This window comes from Desulforamulus putei DSM 12395, from assembly GCF_900129195.1.
Lineage (GTDB): Bacteria > Bacillota > Desulfotomaculia > Desulfotomaculales > Desulfotomaculaceae > Desulfotomaculum > Desulfotomaculum putei.
In genome coordinates, this window is sequence record NZ_FQUY01000005.1 from 1 (window position 1) to 25,809 (window position 25,809).

General features: G+C 48.4%; 22 protein-coding genes and 1 pseudogene. 5 read left to right on the plus strand and 18 right to left on the minus strand.

The window, feature by feature from the left end; all coding sequences use genetic code 11:
• From BUB67_RS04750 to BUB67_RS16145, 6 genes and pseudogenes are all read right to left on the minus strand, one after another.
• Positions 1–821: Ig-like domain-containing protein (locus BUB67_RS04750; protein WP_200798126.1), on the minus strand; the 821-nt coding region annotated here is incomplete at its 3' end.
• Positions 822–965: 144 nt separating this feature from the next.
• Positions 966–3,326, minus strand: a complete 2,361-nt coding sequence (gene secA / locus BUB67_RS04755; RefSeq protein ID WP_073236585.1) for a preprotein translocase subunit SecA — start codon at positions 3,324–3,326, stop codon at positions 966–968.
• 598 nt (positions 3,327–3,924) lie between these two features.
• The gene (locus tag BUB67_RS04760) at positions 3,925–4,479 is read right to left on the minus strand and encodes a hypothetical protein (protein WP_073236588.1); all 555 of its coding nucleotides are present in this window, start codon (positions 4,477–4,479) and stop codon (positions 3,925–3,927) included.
• Between the two features lie 292 nt (positions 4,480–4,771).
• Entirely contained in the window at positions 4,772–6,217 is a 1,446-nt protein-coding gene (locus BUB67_RS04765) for an IS200/IS605 family accessory protein TnpB-related protein (RefSeq protein WP_073236590.1), read from the minus strand.
• Entirely contained in the window at positions 6,186–6,320 is a 135-nt protein-coding gene (locus BUB67_RS17150; protein WP_274377221.1) for a hypothetical protein, read from the minus strand. Before BUB67_RS17150 ends, BUB67_RS04765 begins: the two co-directional genes overlap by 32 nt.
• Before the next feature lie 38 nt (positions 6,321–6,358).
• Positions 6,359–6,475, minus strand: a pseudogene (locus BUB67_RS16145) (MerR family DNA-binding transcriptional regulator); the annotation flags it as partial.
• A gap of 425 nt (positions 6,476–6,900) precedes the next feature.
• Between BUB67_RS16145 and thrC the strand changes: the two are divergent.
• The 5 genes from thrC (at position 6,901) to BUB67_RS04810 (ending at position 11,748) form a co-directional block, all read left to right on the plus strand.
• Positions 6,901–8,403 (plus strand): threonine synthase, encoded by a 1,503-nt coding sequence (gene thrC, locus BUB67_RS04785; RefSeq protein ID WP_073236599.1) that lies wholly within the window; start codon positions 6,901–6,903, stop codon positions 8,401–8,403.
• A 257-nt stretch (positions 8,404–8,660) separates the two neighbouring features.
• Positions 8,661–9,503 (plus strand): amino acid ABC transporter substrate-binding protein, encoded by an 843-nt coding sequence (locus tag BUB67_RS04790; protein WP_073236601.1) that lies wholly within the window; start codon positions 8,661–8,663, stop codon positions 9,501–9,503.
• Positions 9,504–9,551: 48 nt separating this feature from the next.
• A complete protein-coding gene (locus BUB67_RS04795; protein ID WP_073236604.1) occupies positions 9,552–10,223 on the plus strand; it encodes an amino acid ABC transporter permease in 672 nt (223 codons plus the stop codon).
• A 12-nt stretch (positions 10,224–10,235) separates the two neighbouring features.
• Entirely contained in the window at positions 10,236–11,027 is a 792-nt protein-coding gene (ehuA, locus tag BUB67_RS04800) for an ectoine/hydroxyectoine ABC transporter ATP-binding protein EhuA (RefSeq protein WP_073236607.1), read from the plus strand.
• Positions 11,028–11,400: 373 nt separating this feature from the next.
• Positions 11,401–11,748 (plus strand): hypothetical protein, encoded by a 348-nt coding sequence (locus BUB67_RS04810; RefSeq protein ID WP_073236610.1) that lies wholly within the window; start codon positions 11,401–11,403, stop codon positions 11,746–11,748.
• A 268-nt stretch (positions 11,749–12,016) separates the two neighbouring features.
• On the opposite strand, the gene BUB67_RS16830 is transcribed toward BUB67_RS04810, so the two are convergent.
• From BUB67_RS16830 to BUB67_RS04870, 12 genes are all read right to left on the minus strand, one after another.
• A complete protein-coding gene (locus BUB67_RS16830; protein WP_073236613.1) occupies positions 12,017–12,673 on the minus strand; it encodes a CAP domain-containing protein in 657 nt (218 codons plus the stop codon).
• A 405-nt stretch (positions 12,674–13,078) separates the two neighbouring features.
• On the minus strand, positions 13,079–14,524 hold the full coding sequence (locus tag BUB67_RS04820; RefSeq protein ID WP_073236616.1) for an amino acid permease: 1,446 nt from the start codon (positions 14,522–14,524) through the stop codon (positions 13,079–13,081).
• A gap of 73 nt (positions 14,525–14,597) precedes the next feature.
• Positions 14,598–14,843 carry a MoaD/ThiS family protein gene (locus BUB67_RS04825; protein ID WP_084127643.1) on the minus strand — a complete coding sequence of 82 codons (246 nt, stop codon included), beginning with the start codon at positions 14,841–14,843 and terminating at the stop codon, positions 14,598–14,600.
• 4 nt (positions 14,844–14,847) lie between these two features.
• The gene (locus BUB67_RS04830) at positions 14,848–15,894 is read right to left on the minus strand and encodes an aldehyde ferredoxin oxidoreductase C-terminal domain-containing protein (protein WP_084127644.1); all 1,047 of its coding nucleotides are present in this window, start codon (positions 15,892–15,894) and stop codon (positions 14,848–14,850) included.
• 138 nt (positions 15,895–16,032) lie between these two features.
• The gene (locus tag BUB67_RS16350; protein ID WP_200798127.1) at positions 16,033–16,290 is read right to left on the minus strand and encodes a hypothetical protein; all 258 of its coding nucleotides are present in this window, start codon (positions 16,288–16,290) and stop codon (positions 16,033–16,035) included.
• Between the two features lie 148 nt (positions 16,291–16,438).
• The gene (locus tag BUB67_RS04840) at positions 16,439–17,851 is read right to left on the minus strand and encodes an FAD-binding oxidoreductase (RefSeq protein ID WP_073236622.1); all 1,413 of its coding nucleotides are present in this window, start codon (positions 17,849–17,851) and stop codon (positions 16,439–16,441) included.
• Positions 17,852–17,864: 13 nt separating this feature from the next.
• On the minus strand, positions 17,865–18,872 hold the full coding sequence (locus BUB67_RS04845; RefSeq protein WP_073236625.1) for an electron transfer flavoprotein subunit alpha/FixB family protein: 1,008 nt from the start codon (positions 18,870–18,872) through the stop codon (positions 17,865–17,867).
• Between the two features lie 25 nt (positions 18,873–18,897).
• On the minus strand, positions 18,898–19,686 hold the full coding sequence (locus BUB67_RS04850) for an electron transfer flavoprotein subunit beta/FixA family protein (protein ID WP_073236627.1): 789 nt from the start codon (positions 19,684–19,686) through the stop codon (positions 18,898–18,900).
• A gap of 452 nt (positions 19,687–20,138) precedes the next feature.
• On the minus strand, positions 20,139–21,485 hold the full coding sequence (locus BUB67_RS04855; protein WP_073236630.1) for a (Fe-S)-binding protein: 1,347 nt from the start codon (positions 21,483–21,485) through the stop codon (positions 20,139–20,141).
• Positions 21,486–21,500: 15 nt separating this feature from the next.
• The gene (locus BUB67_RS04860; RefSeq protein ID WP_073236634.1) at positions 21,501–22,880 is read right to left on the minus strand and encodes an FAD-binding oxidoreductase; all 1,380 of its coding nucleotides are present in this window, start codon (positions 22,878–22,880) and stop codon (positions 21,501–21,503) included.
• Between the two features lie 324 nt (positions 22,881–23,204).
• A complete protein-coding gene (locus BUB67_RS04865; RefSeq protein WP_073236637.1) occupies positions 23,205–23,669 on the minus strand; it encodes a YaiI/YqxD family protein in 465 nt (154 codons plus the stop codon).
• A gap of 136 nt (positions 23,670–23,805) precedes the next feature.
• Positions 23,806–25,734 carry a cell division protein FtsA gene (locus BUB67_RS04870; RefSeq protein WP_073236640.1) on the minus strand — a complete coding sequence of 643 codons (1,929 nt, stop codon included), beginning with the start codon at positions 25,732–25,734 and terminating at the stop codon, positions 23,806–23,808.
• Positions 25,735–25,809 lie beyond the last annotated feature (75 nt).

Here is a 25,809-nt window from a genome sequence, read left to right on the forward strand (position 1 = left end):
TCACCGCCGGCTGTTCCTGTGATGTCATTTATTGGGTTAGCTACGGTCGGTGCGTTGTTTGCAGGAGCAGGAGCAGCACTTACTACAATATCAAAGGTTGTATTAACTTTACCGCCATTTCCATCATCAGCTGTTACTGTAATCGTTGCTGTACCTTCTGCCACGGGGGTAACAACTATGTCGGTTCCGTTTACTGTTACAGTCGCAATGCTTTCGTCAGAAGAGGCGGCGGTTAGAGTCAGGCTGTCCCCATCTTGATCCTCAAAGGTTCCACTGGCATCTATTGTTACAGCTTCACCGCCGGCTGTTCCTGTGATGTCATTTATTGGGTTAGTTACGGTCGGTGCGTTGTTTGCATCCCCAGATTTATCATCCACAATGGCCACTTTAGCAGCAGTTGCGCTTTCTCCTTCAGTATTCTTGGAGAATACGCCAATTTGGGTTGCTCCTGTCGGAATGGCTGTATCAACATTTATGGTTACGGAGTAGGTGCCCCCTTTAGCCACTGTACCAATAGCTTCACCTACTTTTTGGTCACTGGCATTCAAGTAATATACTACGTAATCAGTGATATTGCTTTCATTTGCTGCAGCCTCCCAGGTTACATTACCGGCAATCTGCCCACCATTGGTGTCCGTATCTGTAAATGCTACGTTCCGGGCCAGTTCTGTCGGTACAGCCGCCTCCGCCGCTCTAACCCCAAACATCCCTGCCAGATCACTGTCCACCACCGGCATCATGGCAGGAACAATATTCATGCCCATGGCTCCGGCCACAATACCTGCAACAACCTTTTTGGTTTTCTTATCGTTTAAATTCACTTAATACCCTCCTTTGTATGACCTAAGTAATTAACCAAAACTTACATCGAAGATAAATCGGAAAAATAAGTTTAAAACACAACTCCTTACCCAAAAGTTTTTATTTATTTAAAACCATCACCTCCAAAAAAGCTGATTAATTAGCTAACTCTTTAATGTAAACAGGGTCGTCACGGTTTCCAGTCGCACTTCCCCAAGCATTTGTTCAAATAACTCCCGGCTTTCACGCAAAAAGGCGTAGATGGGCTTGATCTGGCCGTAGGCCCGCATACCGATGCCTTGGCGCAGTTGATCCATGGCATCGATATGGTCTGTCCACTTACTGTCGATGATTTTAAGCATTACCTGCCGCTCCCTTTCACGCATGGCTTCATCTCCGGCCATGGTTTCTTTTTCCCGGTAAACAGCCAAAACCTGCTCCAGCAGTTCCTCGGTTAGCGCCAGTGGGGTCATGTTAGACAAATTCGTCAAGGCAAATTTTTTCGCCATGCGGAAATAGCGGTGCATGTTCAGCATTAACCCGATCAGGTCCCACTCACCTGGTTGGGTATCAGGGGATGTGTGCTTACCCACCAAATCTTCTACTGTTTCTTTAATCATGGCGTGAATATATTCCCGGAGGTTTTCACCGGCCAGGATTTTGTCCCGTTCGGCATAAATAAAATCCCGCTGCCGGTTCATCACATCATCAAATTCCAATAACCATTTGCGAATGGTAAAATTTTTATTTTCTATCCTTTTCTGGGCTTTTTCCACCAGCAAGGTTAGTTTCTTATCTGCAACGGTTTCCTCACCGGAAAGTCCCGCTTGATCCAGTTCAGCCAGCAAATGTTCGGGTGTATGGTTACGAATCAGATCGTCTTCCATAGAGATGTAAAAACAGGAAGAACCGGGGTCACCCTGGCGGCCTGCCCGGCCCCGGAGCTGGTCGTCGATGCGCCGGGCATCGTGGCGGGTGGTGCCGATGACGTGCAGACCGCCCAGTTCGGCTACCCCGTCCCCCAGCTTGATGTCTGTACCCCGGCCGGCCATGTTGGTGGCCACGGTCACCGCTCCCCGCTGCCCGGCCCGGGCAATGATCTCTGCTTCCTGTTCCAGGCTTTTGGCGTTAAGAACCACATGGGGAATTCCTTCCTTTTGCAGCAGTTGGCTCATTTCTTCGGACTTCCAGATATTAATTGTGCCCACCAGAACCGGGCGTCCCAGGCTGTATTTTTCCTTTACGTCTTTTACTATGGCCTTCCACTTAGCCTGTTCGGTGATAAAAACCTGATCCTCTAAATCCCGGCGGATTATCGGTTTGTTAGTGGGGATTTCTACCACATCCACACCGTAAATCTCCCGGAACTCCTTTGTTTCATGTACAAGGGTGCCGGACATACCTGCCAGTTTCCGGTATTTACGGAAATAGTTCTGGAAGGTGATGGTGGCCACCACCTTGCTCTCTTTACGAATCTCCACCCCTTCTTTAGCCTCAATGGCCTGGTGCAGGCCGTTGACATAACGGCGCCCGTGCATAAGGCGTCCTGTAAATTGGTCAACGATAACTACCTCCGGACCGTTTTTACCGGAGATAACAACGTAATCCACGTCTTTTTTAAAGACCCAGTGGGCTTTGAGGGCCTGGATAAGGTGGTGGTAGATTTCCATGTTTTTAACGGTGGCCAGATTATCTAGTCCAAAGATTTCCTCACAGGCAGCAATACCTTCTTCGGTAAGAACTACGTTTTTCTCTTTTGGGTCAACTTCAAAATGAAGCTTTTCTTTCAGCCGGCGTACTGCCCTATCTGCCTTTAAGTAAAGGTTTATGTTGGATAAGGTATCATCGGCAATAATCAAAGGAGTCCGGGCCTCGTCGATAAGGATGCTGTCCACTTCGTCAATTACAGCAAAACAAAGACCGCGCTGAACCTTTTTATTAATCCGGTTCACCAGGTTATCTCTAAGGTAATCAAAACCAAATTCGCTATTGGTTCCGTAAGTAATATCACATTGATAAGCCCGCTGTCTTTGCAGTTGGTTCATACGGCTTTGTATACAGCCCACTGACAGGCCCAAAAACCTGTAAACTTCACCCATTTCCCCACTGTCCCGCCGGGCCAGGTATTCGTTTGTTGTAACCACATGAACCCCTTCACCGGTAAGTGCATTGAGATAAACAGGCATGGTTGCGGTAAGGGTTTTCCCTTCCCCGGTTTTCATTTCGATAAAATTGCCCCGGTGCAGAGCTATGCCACCAAGTACTTGAACAAAAAATGGTCTTAAGCCCAGTACCCGTGCGGCTGCCTCCCGAACAACCGAAAAGGCTTCCGGCAAAACAGAATCCAGGCTTTCCCCCCGCTGAATCCTATCCTTAAACTCTAGTGTTTTATTTTTTAAATCTTCATCTTTTAACTGCTGGGTTTGTTCAGAATGTTTATCAACTAACCAGGCTATTTCTTTAAATTGGTCTATCTGCCCGTCATCTTTACCTATATTTAATAACTTCTTTAAGATGGATTTCATTTACTTAGTCCCCGTTTCTAAATTCACGGCAATAAAAAAAGGGAGCACAACCATGAATAAACTTGGTTGCTCCCTTCAATTGCCTCTATGGGCTTTAGTTGACTAGAAGCTGTATTATGTGATTTGTATATCATCTATTCCTTTGGTAATAATCCTGATAAACCTCTTACATTTGTTACACTTTATTTCTATTACGTTGTTTTTGATTTCACAGATTAGCTTTTTACAAATACAACGTTGTTCTCCCAGCAGCAGGTTTTCATTTGGTTCACAGCTAATACATTCTTCCATGATGTAACATTTTCCTCCTGTTTTATGTTTAGATATTTAACATCGTCTTATGCATATATTTGCAGCAAACGTTTTGAAATGTTTCCTAAGTAAATTATTTAAAAAAATATTTTAAAAAAAAAAAAAAAACCTGCAAAATAGTAACATATTTTTCCGACACTTTCTAACACAATACGACAAAATTCCTAGTTCAATGTGACCTTAGACCCATCCAGTAGCTGTTAATAATGCTGAAGTGGGTTTCTACCCTGCTCATCTCAGGGGCTTCCCATATCTGTTTATTGACATAATCAGCATGTACCGCTGTTTACCTAAAATAGAAGAACGGCCAGGGTACCGGAGGGGGATTCCTCTTTTCCTGGGCTACAGGTGCCGGTGATGGTTCTTCATTTCTTTCAGGTTGGCTTTTGACGGGTAATGTGCGGATAACCGAACGGCTTCTGCTCTTTTTCCCGGCAACCACTCCCGCCAGGGCAAGGCCAAAGGCCGCCACGCCGCCGCCTGCCACCAGTAAAGTCTTTGGTTTACCCAGTTTTTTCTTTAATTTAGACATTTTTTTCGTTACTGGTTCGTATTCTTTCAGTATATTATCAAATTCTTGCATCCAGTAGCCCATACCATCTCTGTCCGTGTCCCACGCCAGATCCTCCTCCAGGTTTTCCTCGTCCCTGTTGGAGTCTATCCCAATACCAGAGTCTGTCTCAACCTCATTTTGCCCTTCATCCTGCCCCTCTTCCAGCCCTTGCTTCCCGAGGCAATCAACCGACTGAACACCTACGGCTTCATCCTCCAAGACAGTGTCTGTTTTTTCGTCTACCGCCTCATTAACCATTTCACAAAGATCTTTAATGATCCCTTCCAAAGTATCACCTGGTTTCTAAAAGCTAAACATATCTGATTTATACAGGATAATCCAGATTCATTTAGCTTTCTCTCCCGCCGACTAACGAGAGGCAGTGTCACAGGATTCAACTGCTGGGCCATAAGCTCTCGCTTATGTTCCGGGTGGTTTACCTTGCGGTTCACCACCGTCAGCTTATGCTGTCCGTCCTGCCCGGAAAGGGTGTTACCCTTGCCTCGGTAGTTAACTTATGACAGCAGCCTTTCACAGCGTGTACTGCTGCCATAAAATAAAGTCTTATGAGAATAGGGTTTTACCCTACACCTAACAGTTCTTTCCGGTGAACATGCCAGGAAACCAGGCTGTTCACCCCTTTCTTCTTTAGATGTTTTAATATTGCTTTCTTGATAGCAGACCACTGCTGCCAGTTATTTATCTTACTAAAGCCTTCTTTTGCTTTGATAAACCTGTCTACCAGTAATTTGGGAACTCTTTCAGAAACATGACCCAGACCCCTCCGGGCTATCACCAAGGCTGCTGCCTGGTGGTTTGATAACCCGTACTGGTGCTGGTATTTCAGAATTCCTATTACCGAGGTAAAGGCCGGCTTTACTTTGAACACCGGCACCCCTTCCCTTAAAGCCCTCCGTTCTGCATCTGCCAAAAACTTTGACCAGACAAAACCGTGACTCATACGGTTAAATTTAGCCGTTACGGACTTGTCGTGTTTAAACTTTAAGTCCTCTATCACCAGGGCGCTGCCTGTTTCCTTTACCAGAGCTACTACTTTCTTTACCGTTTCTCCAATAAGGTTATCCCTCCGGTTGCTTCTGGCATAAGTCCATTCCCCCTGTCTTAACCACTGACTGCCACGGTACTGCCCCAGGTAGTCCACCAGAGCCACCCCTAAGCCGTCAGGGTTGCTATCTACCCCAACAACACTGTGGGCATGATAGGGAACCGGAATATCTTCTTCGATGGTGACATGAATATAGTACCTGCCGTCCTTACGGATTATTTCTACTTGATAGGCAGCGCCTGTTTTAAGATAATCCACTACCATCTGCCGGTAGTTCCGTCCGTTAATCTTACCCGTCTTTTTTGAGGGTTTATGGGCCAAGTAGACCGGCGCTGTAATCCGGTTATATCTGACAGATTTCTCCGTCTGCACCTGTTCCGCTGCTATATCAAGATAGATTTGACCATCAACTTCGTATAAGCGAGTGTTCAAGTTGCCGCCCTTGGTCTTGTCTCCCCGGGACAGGTAACGGTTGTTTCTTGCTTCCTGCCACTCTTTCCGGGTGATATTGCCTTTACATCTTTCCAGAAACAGTTTCTTGCCGCCGAAAACAACTGCCGGAAAGGTCTTGGCTTCCAGGTGTTTTTGCCAGTATGACAGCTTTCTTTGTTCTTTCTCCAGCCGTTTTTGCAGGTTGGCTTTTTTCCTGGACGATTTGGCTTTGGCTATGCGCTTTTGGGTAAATTCTACTTTGGCCAGAGTATTGGCGTAGTGTAACTTTACCAATTCATGTTGGCTTTTGATGGTGCTTTGGGCATCATACACCGCATCGTTAGCCTGCCGGGAGTTGAGGTTAAACTTAACCTGTACGCTTTGGCGGATGTCCTGGATTCCTCTGCCTTCCAGCAATCTTTTAAAGCTCCACCTGACTGCTGCACAGTAACGGGCCATGAGATTATCGAGGTAGGCTTGCTGGGTTTCGGTGAGTTCAAGGATTATTCCCATCACTGTCGTTTTCACCGGCAGCCACCTCGCTTTCAATGACCTGCACCAGCTTTTTTGCCACTCTGCCGCCGCGTTTCCCGTAAAGTCTGGCTGAAAAACTGGTTACTATGGCTATCATGTCTTCTACCAGTTCTTCTTGTGGTAATTTATTTCTTTATAACGCCTGTGACCGCCGGGTGTGCGCAATGGTTTTAATTTCCCTTCTCTTTCCCAGCGGCGCAACGTGTGAGGCCATACGTTTAATAGCTTTGCTACCTGATGAGATGTTAGCATCTTTTCCATTGACACCACCACTTACCATTATTCTAATTAGAACGCTTGTTCGATGTCAATGGATTATTGTTTTTTATTTACTTTTGTTTAATTAATCTGTAACTGTTACTTACCTCCAAAACTCGTTAGCTAATAAGACAACAATAATCGTTGCTAACATTCTATTGGGCTGGCCATCAATCGGTGATAAGCGAGTAACAGCCAATTTTTTCATTAAGGTTTTATCCGGACGGAAAGAAAACGGCAATGACGTCTGCACAGTGGATGAATTTATCTCCAAACTTTCCCCGGAAGTTCAACAGCTGTGCAAAGAGGCACAGCGGGTTATATCTTCTGCCGGGGTTTATCTTTACTAAGAGGTAAATTTGTAGTTTAATGTAATTATTCATAAGGACATAATGTTAATATACTAGGAGGCCATTTTTATGAAGTATGAAAGTACACGTGGAAATTCCCCTGCCGTTTTTTCCTCCGAAGCAATTAAAATGGGTATCGCTCCCGATGGCGGCCTGTTTGTGCCCCTGGAAAAAGTGATCTTTACGGACGGGCAACTGCAAAGCCTGACTTCCCTCTCTTATACCCAAAGGGCGGTATCGATTCTGAAGTCTTTCCTCACCGACTTTACCTTAGAAGAATTAACCCGTTGTGTGGAAGCTGCCTACGGCGGAGACAAGTTTGACGCACCCGGGGTGGCCCCGGTCAAGTCCCTTACGCCGGATACTGCCGTGCTGGAACTGTGGCACGGCCCCACCTGTGCCTTTAAGGATATGGCCCTGCAGATTTTACCTCAGTTCCTGGTCAGGGCCATGCAGAAGACCGGGGAGATTTCCGAGATTGTCATCCTGGTGGCCACCTCCGGTGATACCGGCAAGGCCGCCCTGGACGGTTTTGCGGACGTGCCCGGCACCAGCATTATCGTTTTCTTCCCTGAACAAGGGGTCAGTGAAGTACAAAGATTGCAAATGGTCACCCAGAAGGGAAAAAATGTCCATGTCATAGGTGTCCGCGGCAACTTTGACGATGCCCAGAGCGGCGTCAAGCAGGTCTTCGGGGACAAAGATCTCTCGCTGGTTTTAGCGGAAAAGGGCTACCGCCTCTCCTCCGCCAACTCCATCAACTGGGGTCGACTGGTTCCTCAAATAGTTTACTATTTCTCCGCCTATGCGGATTTGGTCAAGGCGGGAACGATCCAGGCGGGAGAAAAGATTAACTTTGTGGTTCCCACCGGTAATTTCGGCAATATTTTGGCTGGTTTTTATGCCAAAGCAATGGGATTACCCGTCAACCGCCTGATCTGTGCCGCCAATGCCAACAATGTGCTGACGGATTTTATCCAAACCGGCCACTACGATCGCAACCGGAAGTTTTTCAAGACCCTGTCTCCCTCCATGGACATTTTAATTTCCAGCAACCTGGAGCGACTGCTATACGAATTAACCGGACGGCAGGCGGATAAAATCAACCGCTGGATGACCGAACTGAAAACCAGGGGGGCCTACACCGTTGATCAAGACACCCGGGAGAAAGTACGCGCCCACTTCTGGTCAGACTTTGCCGACGACCGGGAGACTCTGGACACCATCAAAGAAACCTGGGAGCAACACCGATACCTGCTGGATACCCATACCGCCGTGGCCGTCCGGGTATTGGGCAAATACCGTCAGGCCACCGGAGACACCACCTATAGCGTGGTTGCTTCTACCGCCAGCCCCTTTAAATTTAACGGCAGTGTGGCCAAAGCCCTTTTAGGGGATGAGGGTATTGCCGGCAAAAGTGAATTTGAGCTGCTAAATGACCTATCCGCCTTTACCGGTTGGCCCATTCCAAAGGGGCTGCGTAACCTGGATAAACGCCCGGTACTGCACAAAGGGGTAACCGACAAGGATAAAATTGATGAAGCCGTAAGAAATATTTTGCTCAGACCGTAACATTGAAAATTTTCGAAAACGGAAATAAGATGAAAAAATTTTTAACCCCCGTTTTGTCACATAAAACGGGGTTCTTAATTTCCGGGATTAACAAATCAATGGGGTACTGAACAATATTTTTTACTATGAGGATTTCCTTTGATGAATGTATATTTATACATTTGTACAAAAATATTTTCATATTGACGTTTTTACTTTAGTTAGTTAAAATATCAAAGAAGTGTTAAATTAATGCATAATGGGAGGAGAATGGTGAAGTGAAAAAGAAAAATTTATGGCTGGTGGTTCTCATGCTGTCCATCGCCCTGTTGGCAGTGGGATGCGGCAGCGCAGAAAAAGAAAAACCGGCAGCAACACCGGAACCGGCCAAGCAAGCTGAGAAAAATACCTGGGAACTGGTGAAAGAAAAGGGTGTGCTGGTGGCAGGCCTGGATGACACCTTTGCCCCCATGGGATACCGGGATGAAAAAACCAATGAATTAATCGGCTTTGACATTGATATGGCGGAAGAACTGGGCAAGCGCCTGGGCGTTAAAATACAATGGCAACCCACCCAGTGGGACGGTGTTATTCTGGCCCTGGATTCCAAGCGGTTTGATGTTATCATCTCCGGTATGACTGTAACGGAAGAACGTAAAAAGTCCATTAATTTCTCTATCCCTTATATTAACGACGGTTTGGTCATGGTTGTCAAAAAGGGAACCACCGGTTTTAATACTGCAGAAGACCTCAAGGGCAAAGTGGTGGGTACCCAGGCCGGCAGTTCCGGTGAAGAGGCTTTAAAGAAAATGCAGGGCCTCAAGGAAACCAAACTCTATAAGACCTTTCCGGATGCCTTTAACGATTTGCAGATTGGCCGTATCCCCGTGGTGGTGGTAGACGCCATGACCGCCGGGCACTACCTTAGCAAGCGTCCCGGTGTCTTTGAAGTGGTTGGCGAACAATTAACCAAAGAGCCAATGGCCATCGGTATCCGTAAGACCGATGTGGAGCTGAAAGAAGCCATTGACAAGGCCATTGCCGAAATGCAAAAAGACGGCACCTTAACCAGGATCTCCATGAAGTGGTTCCAGAAAGATATCACAACAAAGGCTGAATAAATTTATTAACCCACAAGAAACAGAGAATTTGCTAAGGTTGGTGACAACATGCAATTGGGCCCACTGGACATAAACTTTATTTTGCAGATACTGCCCAATTTACTGTTGGGAGCGGTCATGACTATAAAACTCACTTTCTTCGCCATTGTCTTTGGGACACTAATTGGCTTGTTTGTCGCCCTGGCCAAAATTTCCGGTATCAAGATCCTGAGGTGGTTGGGGGGGCTTTATACCTGGGTCATCCGGGGGGTCCCCCTGCTCCTCCAGCTAATGTTTCTTTATTACGGTCTGGCCTTTGCCGGTATCGTACTGGAAGAGTTTACCGTGGCGGTCATCGGCCTTTCGGTGTGCGGCGGCGCCTATATCGCGGAGATTATCCGGGCCGGTATTCTTTCCATTGACAAGGGTCAAATGGAAGCCGCCTTGTCCATGGGTATGACGTACAGTCAGGCCATGCGCCGGGTGATTCTACCCCAGGCTTACCGCAGGCTGCTCCCCCCCATGGGCAATGAATTCATCACCCTGATGAAGGACAGTGCCTTGGTGTCGGTGATTTGCATGACTGAATTGATGCGGGCAGCCATGCTGCTGCAGAATGCCACTTTCAGGCCGGTGGAAATTTTTGTCACCGCCGGGTTGATGTACCTGATGATGACCACGGTCTTTACAACCATATTTGACCGGTTGGAAAGAAGACTGGCCATTTCGGATGGTGATTAAGGAGGGATTCCTGTGGTAAAGGCGGAAAATGTGCGCAAGAGCTTTGGTAAACTGCAGGTTCTGAAAGGAGTCAGCCTGGAGGTCAAGCAAGGGGAAGTTGTTGTTATCATCGGCCCCAGCGGTTCCGGCAAGAGCACCTTTCTTCGCTGCATCAACCATCTGGAATCCATAGACAGCGGAAATGTTATTTTTGACGGACAACCGGTAGGATTTAAGCAGTTAGCCAACGGCAAGGTGATGCCGGTCAAAGGCAAGGAACTGTGTCAGTTGAGAAGCCGGATCGGTATGGTTTTTCAACGGTTTAACCTGTTCCCCCATATGACGGCCCTGGGTAATGTCATGGAAGGGCCTGTGACGGTTTTGGGCAAGTCCAAGGAGGAGGCCAGACATTTGGCGGAAGAACTGCTGGCCAAAGTTGGCCTGGCTGATAAAGCAGAGAGTTTCCCCAGTCAGCTCTCCGGGGGCCAGCAGCAACGGGTGGCCATCGCCCGGGCCCTGGCCATGAAACCGAAGCTCATGCTGTTCGACGAACCCACCAGCGCCCTAGACCCGGAGCTGGTCGGTGAAGTTCTCTCGGTCATCAAAAACCTGGCGTCCGAAGGCATGACCATGATCATCGTAACCCACGAGATGGGCTTTGCCAGGGAGGTGGCAGACCGGGTGGTGTTTATGGATGAAGGCAAAATCATTGAAACGGGGACGCCGGAGCAAATTTTCACCACTCCCAGGCACCCTAGGACCAGGGAATTTTTAAGCAGTGTTTTAAGAGGCTACGAAAAAGTACCCTATCCACAGGTTGGATAGGGTTTTTTGTCCTTATTCGCAGGGAATAACCATCCTGGATTTGGTTACATGATTGAATAAAAAGATGTGATGAGGCCCGTTATCATGATTCCCAGTACCTTTATGCCAGGGTATTAAAAACCGGTCAGACCTTTGTTATTGAAGATGCCGCCTGTGACCATCTCTACGGTCCCCGGGACTTGGGAGAAATCGGTGAAATCTGTTGCGCCATCCGGTTGAGAGAGGAAATTATCGGCGTGCTGGCTCTGGTAGCCTCAATGAAACAGCACCGACTTCATGAGAAGTAAGAGGTAAGATGAAAAAGATTTTAATGAAGGAATAGACAATGATCATATAGAATTACTTGTGAATATTTTTGAAAGGAAGTTGAGCAGTGGAGGAGATTTTAAAAGAAATCCTTGGTGAACTTAAGACCCTCAACAAACGTGTCGGAAAAATAGAAGAAGGTCAGGGAAGGTTAGAGGAAAACCAAACCCGTTTGGAATCTAAAGTGGATAAGTTAGAATCTAAAGTTAATACGCTGGAATCTAAAGTTGATAAGCTAGAATCAAAAGTGGATAAATTAGAACTTCGCATGGAAAGTGAAGTTATTGATAGAATCCGTGCTCTCTTTGACGGTTGGCAGGAGCACGAAGATAAATTCATTGATATGGCCGAAAAGGTTGACTTGTTAAATATCAAATTTGATCGCCTGGATACAAAACTCAAGCAAGTTCCGTGATTCAGAAAGACCATTCGGAAATCTTGGACTTGCTGGCAGCCCGTTCAATCCGTCAAGAAGCAGACTTGCAGGGGCTTAAAAGAGTAAGACAGTAAGTACCTTCTAAACCGGCGTATGGTATAGCTTTTCTTTAGAAGGTTTTATGTTTTGTATAATAGTTGCATAACGCCTGAAATTCAACCATTCCCAAAACAACAGACCCAGGGTTTCTTTTCCGCGTCCAAAAAACCAAGACACCCGCCCCGTGCAGGCAGGTGTCATTTAAGTTTTAACCGTTAAACATCTGGACAAACATCTTACCATAGGGTCCGCCGTTGACTACGCCGATACCGACTTTGGTATATTCAGGTTTCAAAATATTGGCTTTGTGGCCGGGAGAGTTCATTAAATTCTTGTGAGCTGTATTGACATCCGGCGCTCCAGCCAGGTTCTCCCCTGCATAACGGTACGTTACGCCGGCGTTTTTCATCATATCGAAGGGTGAACCATAGGTGGGTGAAGTATGACTGAAATAGTTGTTTGTAATCATATCCTGGGCCTTTAAACGGGCCAGTTCAGTCAGTTTGGCATCATAGGCCAGGGGTTGCAACCCTGCGGCAGCCCGCTCCTTGTTAATCAAATCCAGCATGGCCTGCTCGTCCGCAACACTCACATTGGAAGGTTGGATAGCGGGCGGAGTGCCGGGTTGGGGTGCGGGCTGAGTCGGTGGTGCTGGTTGGGTCGGTGCCGGTTGAGTTGGCGCCGGTTTGTAATATTTGTAATAATTGTAATAATTGGTATATTTTGTGTAGTTCACAGAGTTATATGTGCCATAATTATAGTAAGTGTAGGCTTCGGCGGAACCCGTGCCTAGTACAACCATTGCCAGCATAAAGACAAAGGCGCCAAGGACCAGACCAGCGAACATTTTTAATGCAGTTTTCATAAGATTCCCCTTCTCCTGTTTTTGTGTGATGATGATCACTGATTAGTTACGCTACTTATAGTAGTATTTTTAAGTCAGAATGACAACTAAACAAATACTATCTGATCAAGGTTGTCATCCAATGAACTTGAGATAGTTATAAAATAATTCTCTTTATGCCAAATAACTTACAAATGGAAAATTTTCGAGACTGGCGCAACCGGTACCAGGCGCCTGAGTTATTAACTTATTTTGAACAGCCACTATAAAAGCCGCCAGTCTCACAACTTGGCGGCTTTCTACGGTTATTCTGCCGGGACAGTACCTGTTTTCAGGGCTGCAGGGATCTCTTCAGGGAATATACCTGAAAACAAAGCCGTGGCCCGGCCCCTATGGCCTGCCACGGCTGTTAATATTCCTTATTCTTCAGTATTTTACGAATACGTCCTCGTATTTTACACGACTGACATCTGTGGGCTTCAGTTTATAACCCCAGAGTTTATACCAGATAATGGGCAGGAGCAGCAGGGGCAGGCCGATGTATAACGAGATCCGGAGATCTTCGTTAAAAGCGATAATTCCCAGGCAGGCCACCTGCACCCAGATGGCAAAATGGGTTAAGTAAGGGAACAAAGGGGTACGGTATTTCAGTTTGCTGGTGTCGAAACCCTCCCTTTCCAGCTTGCGGCGGAAATTAAGCTGGGACCAGCAGATGGAAATCCAGGCGATGGCCCCCGCAAAGCCGGACAGGGCCAGCAGGTAGGTATAAATGGTTTCACTGGTATCAAAGGTATAGGCCAGTACGCAGATCCAACAACCGGCAATGGAAAGCAGGGTGGCGTTTTGGGGGACACCCTTTTTGTTCAGCTTGCCCAAAAATCTTGGCGCCATCCCCTCACGGGCCAAGGCATAGACCGCCCTGGTGCAGCCGTAAAGGCCGGAGTTGGAACAGGAAATGGCCGCCGTCAGCACCACAAAGGAGAACAAACCGCCGGCCCAGTGAAACCCGTAGGAATTGAGGGCAGCGGCAAAAGCGCTTTCCTGCAGGCCTGCCTCTCGCCACGGGAAGATACACACCAACAAAAACAAAGGGATGATATAGAGAGCAATGATACGCCAGGTCACATTCTTAATGGCCACGGGAATGGTCTTTTCCGGTTCTTTACTTTCCCCGGCGGCCAGCCCGATAATTTCCGAACCCTGGAAATTTACCAGGATAATGACCATGGTTAAAAGGATGGCCCAGGATCCCTTGGGTGTGAACCCGCCGTCGCCCAGCAAGACGGCTGTGCCCTTAAACCCTTCTCCTCCGATAATGCCAAAGAAGATCAGGACAGCCAAAACCACAAACATGATAATGGCCAGAATCTTGATGATGGCCAGCCAAAATTCCAGTTCGCCAAAGGTTCCCACATAGGACAGATTAATGACGGTAATAATCAACCCAAACCCGATGGCCCACCACACGGTATCCACAGCGGGGAAAAAGTTGTTCATGATAATACCCGCAGCTATCATTTCCGCCGGCACATAGAAAACCCAGGTGAGCCAGTAGGACCAGCCGACACCGCAGGCCCAGGCTGGCGAGATAAAGTCGTTGGCGTAGGTCACAAAGGAACTGGAAATGGGTATGGCCACCGCCAGCTCACCCATGCAGAGCATCACACAAAGGACGATTAAACCGCCCAGCAGGTAAGCCAAACAGGCCGCCGGACCCGCCGAGTCAATGACATAACCGGTACCCAGAAAATAACCGCTGCCGATAATCCCTCCCAGGGCGATTAGCTGCAGGTGCCTTGACTTAAGTCCCCTTTGCAGTCCTTCCCCGGTAGCCGTACCCCCCGGCAATAATTCGCTCTCTTTTACTGACATCGTTCATTCTCCTTCCGTGGCCTGACCCCTTTGTCAGGCAGATCTTAATTTTTCGATATAACACCCCCGAATTTTACCCGCCGGCCACCGGAGGAAAGAGAATAACATGATCTCCCTCCCCCAGCGGGGTAGACGGTTCTGCCTTTTTACCGTTTACAACCATCATACTTATATACTCCCTGGCAATTCCCAATGAGCAAAGTATACTTCCAACGGTGGCATGTTCCGAAAGGTTAAACCAAATTGGCCCGCCCTGATGGTGGTCCGGTGCATAACGGGTGAGCGGCCCCCGCAATTCCACCTTCACCGTTCCTTTCATAGGCTCAGGCCAACCCCAGTTCTGCCAGTTTGGCAGCGGTGGGAACGCCGTTGTTATCCCAATCTCTCAACTGGTAATATTGATACAGCATTTTTTTAAATTTTTCCTCGGACAACCGCTTGCCCTCGGAGACCCCGGAGGGCAAACAATCGTTAAATATTCGACGCGGCAGCGTATCCTCCTGCTTGGAGAAGCCCTCTCTAAGATTAAAAAGTCGTGCCATGTTGAAAATGGCTTCGCCGGCCTTTTCCAGTTGGGAGGCTGTCACCTGTTCCCCGGTGGCAAAGCTGAGCAGTTCCGCCATGCGGTCAAAGGACAGGGCCCAGAAGTCGCATAGGATGAGGGAAAATTTTAAGGCATTATAATGCTGCAGTCCGATGACAAACTCCGCTTTGCTTTCAATAGTGAAAGCATCCCGGTCCCCGTAGGCTTCCTCGGCCACCGGCCAGGCGCTCATGTGGCAGGCGCCCCGGGCCGAAGTGGCATAACCGAGTCCAACACCCTTTAAAATACGGGGATCATAACCAGCAGGTTCCATCCCCTTGACATGGACAGCCTCCTGCGCCATGCCCAGTTTGGCAGCCGCCGGGACAATACCATCCGATAAGGCAGCCCCGGCCCCTTCCCGGAGAGCCATTTCTTTCAGCAGCCGGGCGGCTCCGGAGGCATCTCCGTAAGAAACAGAAAGATCTGCTTTACCCCGGGCCGCTGCATCCATGGCCAGGGCCACCAGGTTGCCGGCGGTGATGGTGTCGATGCCCAGGCGGTCACACAGGTCATTGAGGTAGATGATCTCATCCATATCAGTAATGCAGCACAGGCCGCCCAGGCAGGCAAAGCGCACCTGCTTCTCCCCCGCCGGCCCGATGACCACTGCCTGGGCGCCGGGCTCATTCACTTCCTTTAACAGGGTGTCCTCGGTCTGGAAGGTATCCCGGCCCCAGATATGGGCTGCCTCCTTAAAGGCAACACCCCGGTCTGAAATCTCCAAGTATACCGGCGTAGCGGAACATCCTTCAAGAACGATGGCATCATAGCCGGTGGCTTTAATGGCCTCGGCAGCTGATACCGCCGGTTTGTTAAATCAATGCGTAGCAGTTTGCCGTAAAACCCCTTCACGCTGTTACCTCCTAATCTCACCTTCTCACTTCTAACCTCTTACTTCTCGATTCACTTTCCACTTTTACCTCTAGTTGACGGATGCTTCGAAGGCTTCTTCCAGAATATCCAGGGCTTCATTTAACTGGCCGTCAGTAATCACCAGAGGAGGCAAAAATCTCAGAACATTGCTGAAAATACCCGCAGCCAGTACCACCAAGCCCTGTTTGTAACACTCTTCCACCAACCGCACCGTTAAATCCTTGTGGGGTTCTTTGGATTGACGGTCCTTCTTCCTTATTATTTTTGGAGTTGCTTGTGCCAAATAGATATGCAAGGTGTATGCCAATAAGAAAGTCCTATAAAAGGGGGATTTACTGGTATTAATTCGGATGTAAACTAAAAAAGGCCTTATACCTTGATTTTTCAAGGCTAAGGCCTCACTTACTTGTTTAATACAATCTACTCTTATACTTTTTAACTCCTACCCGTTAAAACTATTGAAGAACCAGTACTTTACCGGGGTTCATAATGTTGTTGGGGTCCAGGGCTTTTTTAATGGATCTCAAAACATTAAGCTGGGCTTCAGTCATATGTTTATGCATGGCCTCTGCCCGCTTGGCCCCGATGCCATGCTCCCCTGACAGGTTGCCGCCCAATTGATAGACAACTTCATACAGTTCCCTTAAAACATTGTCCTTCAGTTCATGCCAGGCGTGGTCATCACGCCCTTCCCGGAGAATGGTTGCGTGAATGTTGCCGTCACCGGCATGCCCGCAGCTGGGGATCTTGCAGTCATATTTTTTAGAGATGCGCTCAATGGCCTCCAGGCACTTGGGTATTTCAGACACCGGCACAACAATGTCTTCCATACAATAAACCGGGCTGAGCATGCGAATGGCTTCTGCATAACTCTTCCGCGCTTTCCAGATCCTTTCCTGGGTTGACTTGTTGTCTGCCACAAATACTTCCAGAGCGCCGTTTTCCTGGCACAATTTGCCTATTGTTTCGTAGTCGTCCTGCACCTGGGTTTCCGATGTTCCGTCCACCTCGCAGATAATATAAGCCCCGGCATCACTGTAAGGAAGTTTTTTGTTCAGGTACATCTCGGCTGCTTTGATAGACAGGCTGTCCATAAATTCCAGGCAAGTCGGTATAATGCCGGCTGTCATGATTTTCGGTACAACCTTTATTGCGGTCTGCATATCAGCAAAGGGAATCAGCAAATCCGCCACATATTTAGGCAGGGGCATTAATTTGAGCCATATTTTCGTTACGATGCCAAGTGTACCCTCGGAACCGACTATCAGGTGCACGATATCATAACCGGTTACGTCCTTCACGTTTTTACCGCCGAAGGTTACAATGTCGCCATTGGGCATAACAATTTCCAGTCCGTAAATATGACGGGTGGTTACGCCGTACTTAACCGCTTTGTTACCTCCGGCATTGGTTGCCACGTTTCCGCCGATAAAGGAACTATCGGCAGAACATGGATCCCCGGCATAAAGCAACCCATGTTCCCGTGCAGTCTTTTGCACCTCTCCCGTGGTGACTCCCGGTTCAACAACCATGAACAAATTTTCCGTATCCACTTCCAGGATCCGGTTCATTTTCTCCAGGGATAAAACGATGCCACCGATCATTGGCACAGCGCCCGCAGCCAAACCGGTGCCGCCGCCCCTAGGGGTTATGGGCACCAGCTCGCGGTTGGCCAGTTTAACAATCTCACTTATTTGCAGAGCATTTTCAGGTTTTACCACCACTTCGGGCATCTTTTCCCACAACTGGTCAGATACTTCGTCTCTGGCGTACATCTCCATCTTCTCATGCTCGGTGAGAACATTGGCTGCCCCTACAATGGTTTTTAATTCTTCAATAATTCCATCATTCACTTTATTATATTGCATTCCTCTTCCCCCCTTATGCAGTGGCCTTTATTTTCTTAATAGCTTCAATCAGCATGGGAACAACTTCAAATACATCTCCCACGATACCAAAGTCCGCCACTTTAAAAATTTGGGCTTCGGGGTCTTTATTGATGGCTACGATAACCTCGGAGGTCTGCATGCCTGCCATATGCTGAATTTTTCCGGATAATCCCAGGGCAATGTAGAGCTTGGGGGAGACGGTTTTGCCGGAAAGCCCGATCTGATGCGGGTAGGTGGTCCATCCCAGTTCAACGGCATCCCGGGTGGCTCCCACACCGGCCCCCAGTACTTCGGCCAGTTCTTCAACCAGTCTAAACCCTTCGGCGCTTTTCATCCCTTTGCCGCCGGCTACGATAATATCAGCATCTTCAATATTGACCTGTTGGGTGGTATCCTTGACGAACCGGAGGAACTTTTCAGGGGTCATAAAGACTGCCCCATCGTATTCCTTCACAATGATTTCACCTGTACGGGTGGGGTCCGCCGGAGCCGGCTTGGCCGATTTGGGACGTACTGTGGCCATTTGGGGACGGTGGTTGGGTGTCTTAATGGTAGCCATAATGTTGCCGCCAATGGCCGGACGGGTCTGCAACAGGATCCTGGTCTCCGGGTCAATGGTTAGCTCGGTGCAGTCAGCCGTTAAACCGGTATTCAGCCGGGCTGCCACCAGGGGCATAATGGTGCGTCCTGTGGTGGTGGCTGCCGCAACAATGATCTCGGGTTTTTCTTCTTCAACTAACCGGCAAATGGCGTTTCGGTAAGGGCGGGGAAGAAAATTCTTAAGAGCAGGGCTCTTAATATGGAAGACTTTATCCGCTCCCCGGTAAATGACTTCCTGTACATTTTCAATTTCATCGCCCAGTAACACACAACTCAACTGGCAGCCCAGGTCATCGGCCAGGGCACGTCCCCTGGTAAGTAATTCATAGGTCACTGAATGTATTTTGCCATCCCTTTGTTCACCGATGACAAAAACTCCTTTATAGTTGGACAGGTCCATCGTTGGCACCTGGAATTCCCCCTTCCTATAAAACTTCTTTACCGGTCAGGAACTGAATTAGTTCATCCACCGGTCCGGTAGTGCCGTCCGCTTTTCTCATAATGGTGTCCCGGGAAAGTTTCGGGCTGAATACTTTCACCACTCTGGTAGGGGAACCGCCTAAACCTAATACGCTTTTATCCAAACCCAGTTCTTCATTTCCCCAGACAGGAATCTCCACCTGCTTGGCCTTTAGTTTACCGTCAAGGGTCGGAAATCCCGGTTCATTGATGTCTTTGTTTACCGTTACCAAAACCGGGAAGGGTACCTCTACATATTCAAACCCGCCTTCAACAGTACGTTTTACAATGACACTGTTATCTTTAACTTCCAGAGCTGATACATAGGTCTGTACGGGGATGTCCAGGAACTCGGCAATCATGGCGCCGGTCTGCCCTGTTTCGCCGTCCGTGGCACGCTCGCCGCAAATGATCAAATCCACCTGTCCTAACTTTTTAATGGCGGCGGACAGCGCTCGCCCGGTGGCAATGGTATCTGAGCCCGCAAACACCCTGCCGGAAAGCAAGATCCCCGCATCGGCGCCCATGGCCACGGCTTCTTTCAGCGCTTTCATAGCGGATTCGGGACCCATACTGATTGCCGTAAGCTTCACATCATCCCTGGAATTTTTGATGCGGACCGCTTCTGCCAGTGCATTTTCATCCAGGGGATTAATGATGGTGTCTTTGCCGCTGCGAATCATGACACCGGTCTCGGGATCCATTTTGACGTTGTCTGTGCCGGGAACTTGTTTGATGAGCACAACAATGTTCAAAATTTTGCACCTCCTGAGTATTTTTTATGCAAAAACACTTTATATAATATGCAATCATATAATCAGCTAATGTATTAATGGCCAATTGATATGATGATCTTGTGGTATGACCAGAAGCCATAGAAAACTCACATTCTTTCGGTATTATTTACTCGTTCACATATAGTATAGACAAAAGGTTTAGTTAAATCAATAATTTCGAACTATTCTGCTAATATAATATACATATTGCAAAGAAATAGTAAAATAAAGTTAGCGAAAAACACGTCTGCCAGTCTCAGGCCAGAACAAATATGCCCATCCGGGCGGATAATAATGAAATAACATAAGGCCGGGTACTAAATTTCAAGTTATTATGTATAGTCAGAAGGACCAATATCTGCCCGATACGTTGTTAACAGTTTACAAGGCACCCGCGGCAAGACCCCGGGTGCCGTACTGTATTGATCTTTTTAACTGGCTTTTTTGGTCTTTCCGCTCTTTTGGGAAGCTTTGGTCTGTTCTTTATTAGCAGTAGCCGCAGGCTTTTCTTTGGCATTTTGATATGCCATTTGTACCACTTCAATCACGTGCATAACCTTGTGCGGCATTTTTTCCTGGGCCAGCCCGTCTTCCAACTGCATCCGGCAGGAACCGCAGCCGGTTACCACCACGTTGGTATTGGTGCCCTGGATATCAGCCATTTTTTTCTTAAGGATTTGGTAAGATACGTCATAGTTAGTTAAACTAAATGAACCGGCGCCACCACAGCAGCGGTTGGGCTGTTTCATGGGCTTGTAGGTAATGCCCGGAATCTTGGTAAGCATTTCCAGGGGCTGGCGGGTTAAGCCCATGCCCCTGCCGATGTGGCAGGGTTCGTGGTAGGTGAAGGAGATGGGAACACTGCCCAGCTTGGCGAAATTTACCTTCAGGTCATCCACCAGATATTCGGAAATATCGCGGATCTTCCGGGCTACCGCCCTGGCCTTCGCCTCATAGACCGGGTCGTCAGCCAGCAGTTCCACATATTTTTGTTCAAAGGTGCCGCCACAGGTGCCGCATACGGTAATAATGGCATCAACATCATATTTGCTGAAAATATCTACGTGAGATTTGGCCATTGCTTTACCGGTTTCAATATCCCCGTTAATGATGGCCGGGGCGCCGCAGCAGTGCTGTTCCTTCGGAATAATGACATCTACACCGTTATGGTTCAGTACATCCACCACGGCTTTGCCGACGGAGGTATAAATATAGTTGGTTACACAACCGGTAAAGAAAGCTACTTTCTTACGGGAGTTCGGCGCCTTGTTTACCTCCGGCAGTTCGGAACGCAGGGGTTTGTCCGCCAGAGCAGGCACAACCCGGCGCATTTCCAAACCGATGGGGAAACGGGGGCTCATGCCGGAGGCATTTTTCCGGAATGCCAGGCCCTGGAAGGTACTCCCCAAACGGAGACCAAAATCAAACAAACCAGGTTTCTTCAGGATATTAAAAGCTGCTTTTTTCGCAAAGGGCAGCATATTTTGTCTGGCTAACTCTGCCCTCGCTGCCATAATAATCTTATGGGCCTTCACACCGCAGGGACAGTTGGCGCTACAGGCCTGGCACTGCAGGCAAAGGTCAAACTTTTTATAAAGTTCCGGGGTGTATTTGGCTTCCCCTTTTAGAATTTTCGCGGCCAGCTGGATTTTACCCCTGGCGACCCCGGACTCTGAAAGGGTCTCTTTATAAACGGGGCATACAGCCTGGCAGTTACCGCATTTCATACATTTGATAATTTCTTCTTCAATTCCCTTAATGTTATCGTAAACAGCCATGAAAACTGCCCTCCTTTAGCCCATCATTTTTCCGGGGTTCAGTAAGTTTTCGGGATCCAGTGCCCTCTTTATTTTACGCATAATTTCAACACCCTGCTCACCAAACTCCATGGGCAGGTACTTGGCCTTGGCCATACCGATACCATGCTCGCCACTAATGGTGCCGCCCAGTTCCAGAGCAGTCTTAAAGATTTCATCCACTGCCTGGTGTACCCTCTTCATTTCTTCGGTGTTGCGTTCATCCGTCAGGATGGTGGGGTGCAGGTTACCGTCTCCGGCGTGACCGAAGGTACCAATCATTAAATCATATTTCTTGGCAATGTTCTGCAGGGCCACCAGCATATCGGTCAGCCTGCTGCGGGGAACCGTGGCGTCTTCCAGAACGGTAGTGGGTTTCATCTGGGCCAGGGCAGGCAGTGCGGCACGGCGGGCAGCCCACAGGCCGTCACGCTCTTTATCATCCTTGGCCACTTTAATATTACCGTTATTCTTTTCCACCACCTTAACCACAGTGGCCGCTTCACGCTCTACCACTTCGGGGATGCCGTCTACTTCAATCAGCAATACTGCTTCCGCATCGGTGGGCAGGCCCACTTTGGCAAAATTTTCTACGGTACGGATGGTTACCTGGTCCATGATTTCCATGGTGGCGGGAATCACCTTGCTGCGAACGATCTCAGTAACGGTATTGCCGGCATCTTCCAGTTTGTTGAAAACAGCCAGCATGGACTTTTTGGCTTCCGGAGCGGGGATCAGTTTAACAGTGATTTCAGTAATGATGCCTAGGGTACCTTCTGCGCCGGTGAACAGCTTAACCATGTCATAGGCGGTAACATTTTTAACGGTTTTGCCGCCAAAGCTGGCCACGGTACCATCAACCATCACCACTTCCAGACCCATGACGTAGTGTTTGGTTACACCGTATTTAAGGCCTCTCAGACCGCCGGAGCATTCGGAAACACTGCCGCCCATGGTTGCGGTGGCAACGGTACCAGGGTCCGGTGGGTAAATCAAACCAAAGGGAGCCACGGCAGTATTTAAATCGTTAATGACAACACCGGGCTGTACCACAGCCACCAGGTTATCTGCGTCTATCTCAATAATTTTGTTCATTTTTTGGGTTCTTAAGACAATGCCGCCCTTCAAAGGGATGGTGTCTCCACACAGGTTGGTGCCGGAACCCCTGGGATATACAGGCATCTTATACTGATTTGCCACCTTCATAATTTCTACCACATCATCGGTGCTCCGGGGTGTTACCACAACATCAGGCAACTGACTGGGCATATCCGCGGTAGCATCAAAGGAATAACAAACCAATTCCTCATGCTCGGTAATAACGTTCTCTTTGCCGATTGCCTTGATTAGTGCTTCAATTGCTTGTGCCTTGGACATTTAAGATCCCTCCATTGTTGTATATTTATATTTGGGTATCATTTACTAAATTATTTGATGCCATCAACTCTCACCCCCCACCTTCGCGGTATGGTGGTCAGACCGGCGCAATCATTAAAAAATTCGACATTGCGAGACAATAGTTCGACAAAAATTTCTGAATTCCCTTCTGAGTTTCGTATTTAGGCTAAAAATTTTTTTGCGAAATAATTAACTATTATAATTATTTCTTGGTTGCCTTAATCTTTGCTATTTTCAGAATTATGTTAGCATGCCGGAACATAAAAAACCAGTTTCAAAAAATGTAAATAGATGTAAATATTGCTAAGGACAGCCGCCCGGTTTGTTGTTCATTTCTTCAATAAGTTTTCTTAACTGGGCCTCAAAGCGAAGGTCGTCCTCTATGGTACGCTTGCGGGGACCCCTGGTTCGTCCGCCGGCCCTGCGGTGCCTGGCTTTCATTTCTCTTTCTTCCAGCATAAAATCGATGGTACTCTCCCGGAAGATCTTGCCCCAGGGGGAGATGGCCCCCGCCCCTTTGGAGAGTATGATGGCGGCCAAGCCCCAATCCTGTGTAATAACAATATCGCCCCGCCGGGTCAGATTCATAATCTGAATGTCCGCTTCCTGCGCGGCGTTGCCCACGACAATATGACGCTGCGAAGAAATATTGTGTTCAAAGCTGGCAACCGTCCACAGTTCCAGTAAGAACTCGTCACAAATCCTGGTGGCAATGGATAACACTGTTTTGGGACAGGCGTCCGCATCTATGAGGATTTTGGCCGGCATACGTTCTTCTCATACCTTTCTGTCTAATGGCCCTTTGAACAGGACTTTCCGGCATCATGGCCGCAAGGGCGGGATAAGCCTGTGTTGTTTGCAAGGGGTTCTCCAATCCTTCTATATATTAAATTATTAAATGTACTTACCAGGAAATCTCAATGACATCGCCGTCCTGCAGAACTTCCGTATACTCTGCATCATGGCCGTTTCTCTTAATGCTAACCATACCCTTCGATTGGGTTATATCAAGATCATAGTAGTTAAAGATATCGATTAAAATATATTCATTTTTCCCTTCCATTATAATGGATTGGCCGTTCACAATCACTGCAATGGCCTGCACTGCCGGACCGGGCCCCGGGGAAGGATTGGCTGCGGATGTCCCTGACAGCGGTGTTCCCGGTAGGTCTCCCTTTGCTGAATCATCCTCCGGGGAGATTGCTTCAGGACGGTTGTCCTCCGACGGGGAAATAATTATCTCCAGCACATCCCCCGACGAGACAGGCTGTTCCAAGTCCGCCGGTTTACCGTTGAGGAGACAAAGGGGGTGGGAATTCATCGTAACATTCTCCAGGAAGTCCCCTACTTTGGCAACGGCATCTTTGCCGTTGACGGCTTTTTCCACCCGGATAATGTCACCGTCTTGAATCACGGTCTTTAAATTGGCAGGGCGACCGTTTACGGTGATCACCGCCGGTTTGGCCAGTTCGCCATAGACAGTTTTGGGTTTTCCGTTTAAAGTAAAATGCAGGTCTTTACCGTTGCGCCCCAATAATTCTCTGGGATTAAAATCCAGCAGGCCGAGGGCCTGCAGCACAGTGAGCTGCTGGGTGTTAAACAAAGTAAAGGGCTGCCCGTTCACCGTTACCGTAATAAAATTTTGCCCCCGCTTTTTGGCAGCCACAGCAGCAATTCCCACCACCGTTACTCCCTCGGGACCTGCCAGGTCCTTTTTCCTGGCATCCGCCAGATTGTTGATGTTGGACCGGTTGCGGATGACCACTCGCTGTTGCAGCAGCCCCAGCTTTTGTGCGATTCTGTCCACCAGGGAGGGCACTTGGGAACCTCCACCCACACACATAACAGACTTGGGCGGCACTTGACCGTTCAATTCCAGGATGTGCCGAACAATTTCATTGGCCAGGTTTTCCACGGCGGGCTCAATGATCTGCATGATTTCTTCACAGGTAACAGTAACTTCCATTCCCAGGACATCCTGATACCGGATGTCCCGGCCCCGGCAAAGACTGCGTTTAATTTGCTCGGCCGTCATAAAGTCCACCATCAGGGCTTCCACAATCAACTCAGTGATTTCATCACCCGCTGTAGGTACCATGCCGTAGGCAGTGATGGTACCGTCCCGGGAAATGGCAATGTCGGAGGTTCCTGCCCCCACATCCACCAGTGCCAGGTTCAGTAACCGTAATTGTTCAGGGATAATGACTTCACTGGCAGCAATGGGCTCAAGGGTTAAGTAAAGGGGTTCCAGGCCAACCCTGGCCAGTACGGCATGCAGGCTGTTAACCACCGATGCCGGCAAAAAGGTAGCCAGCACTTCGGCACCGATTTTTTTACCCCGGTGGCCTTCCAGGTTGGCGATGGGATAATCATTTAAATAATACCCCACTACACTGTGGCCGACACAAAAGAATTTTTCCTTTTCTTCCCCCTGCCGGGTTTCCTGTTCCAGAAGTTCCTGGGCCCTTTGCACACCCAGCAGTTCCAGGGTGTGAATCATCATAGGATCGATTTCCAAATCTTCAATCAGTTCCTGGTCCACCCGGCACCGGCGGGTTTTCAGTGAACGGCCCGCTGCAGCGATGGCCACTTTTTTCAGGGGTGTTTTAAGCTTTTTCTCCAACTCCGCCTTTACCCTTTGTACCGCCTCAGCCACCCGGGGAATATCGTGGATCTGCCCGTCCAGCATGGCCCTGCTTTGATGTTCCACCATGGCCTGGGCCAAAACTTTCATATGTCCTCCGGCGGTGGAGACCACGGTGCCGATGACCGTCCTGGTTCCTATGTCTAAAGCAAATACGGCATTGTTTTCATCAAAGGTTATTTTGGCCATAGAACAACCTCGCATTGTTTCTTTTATGGTGTTGTTCGACAATTTTTCAGATTATCCCTTCTCTTCCCCTGCTAA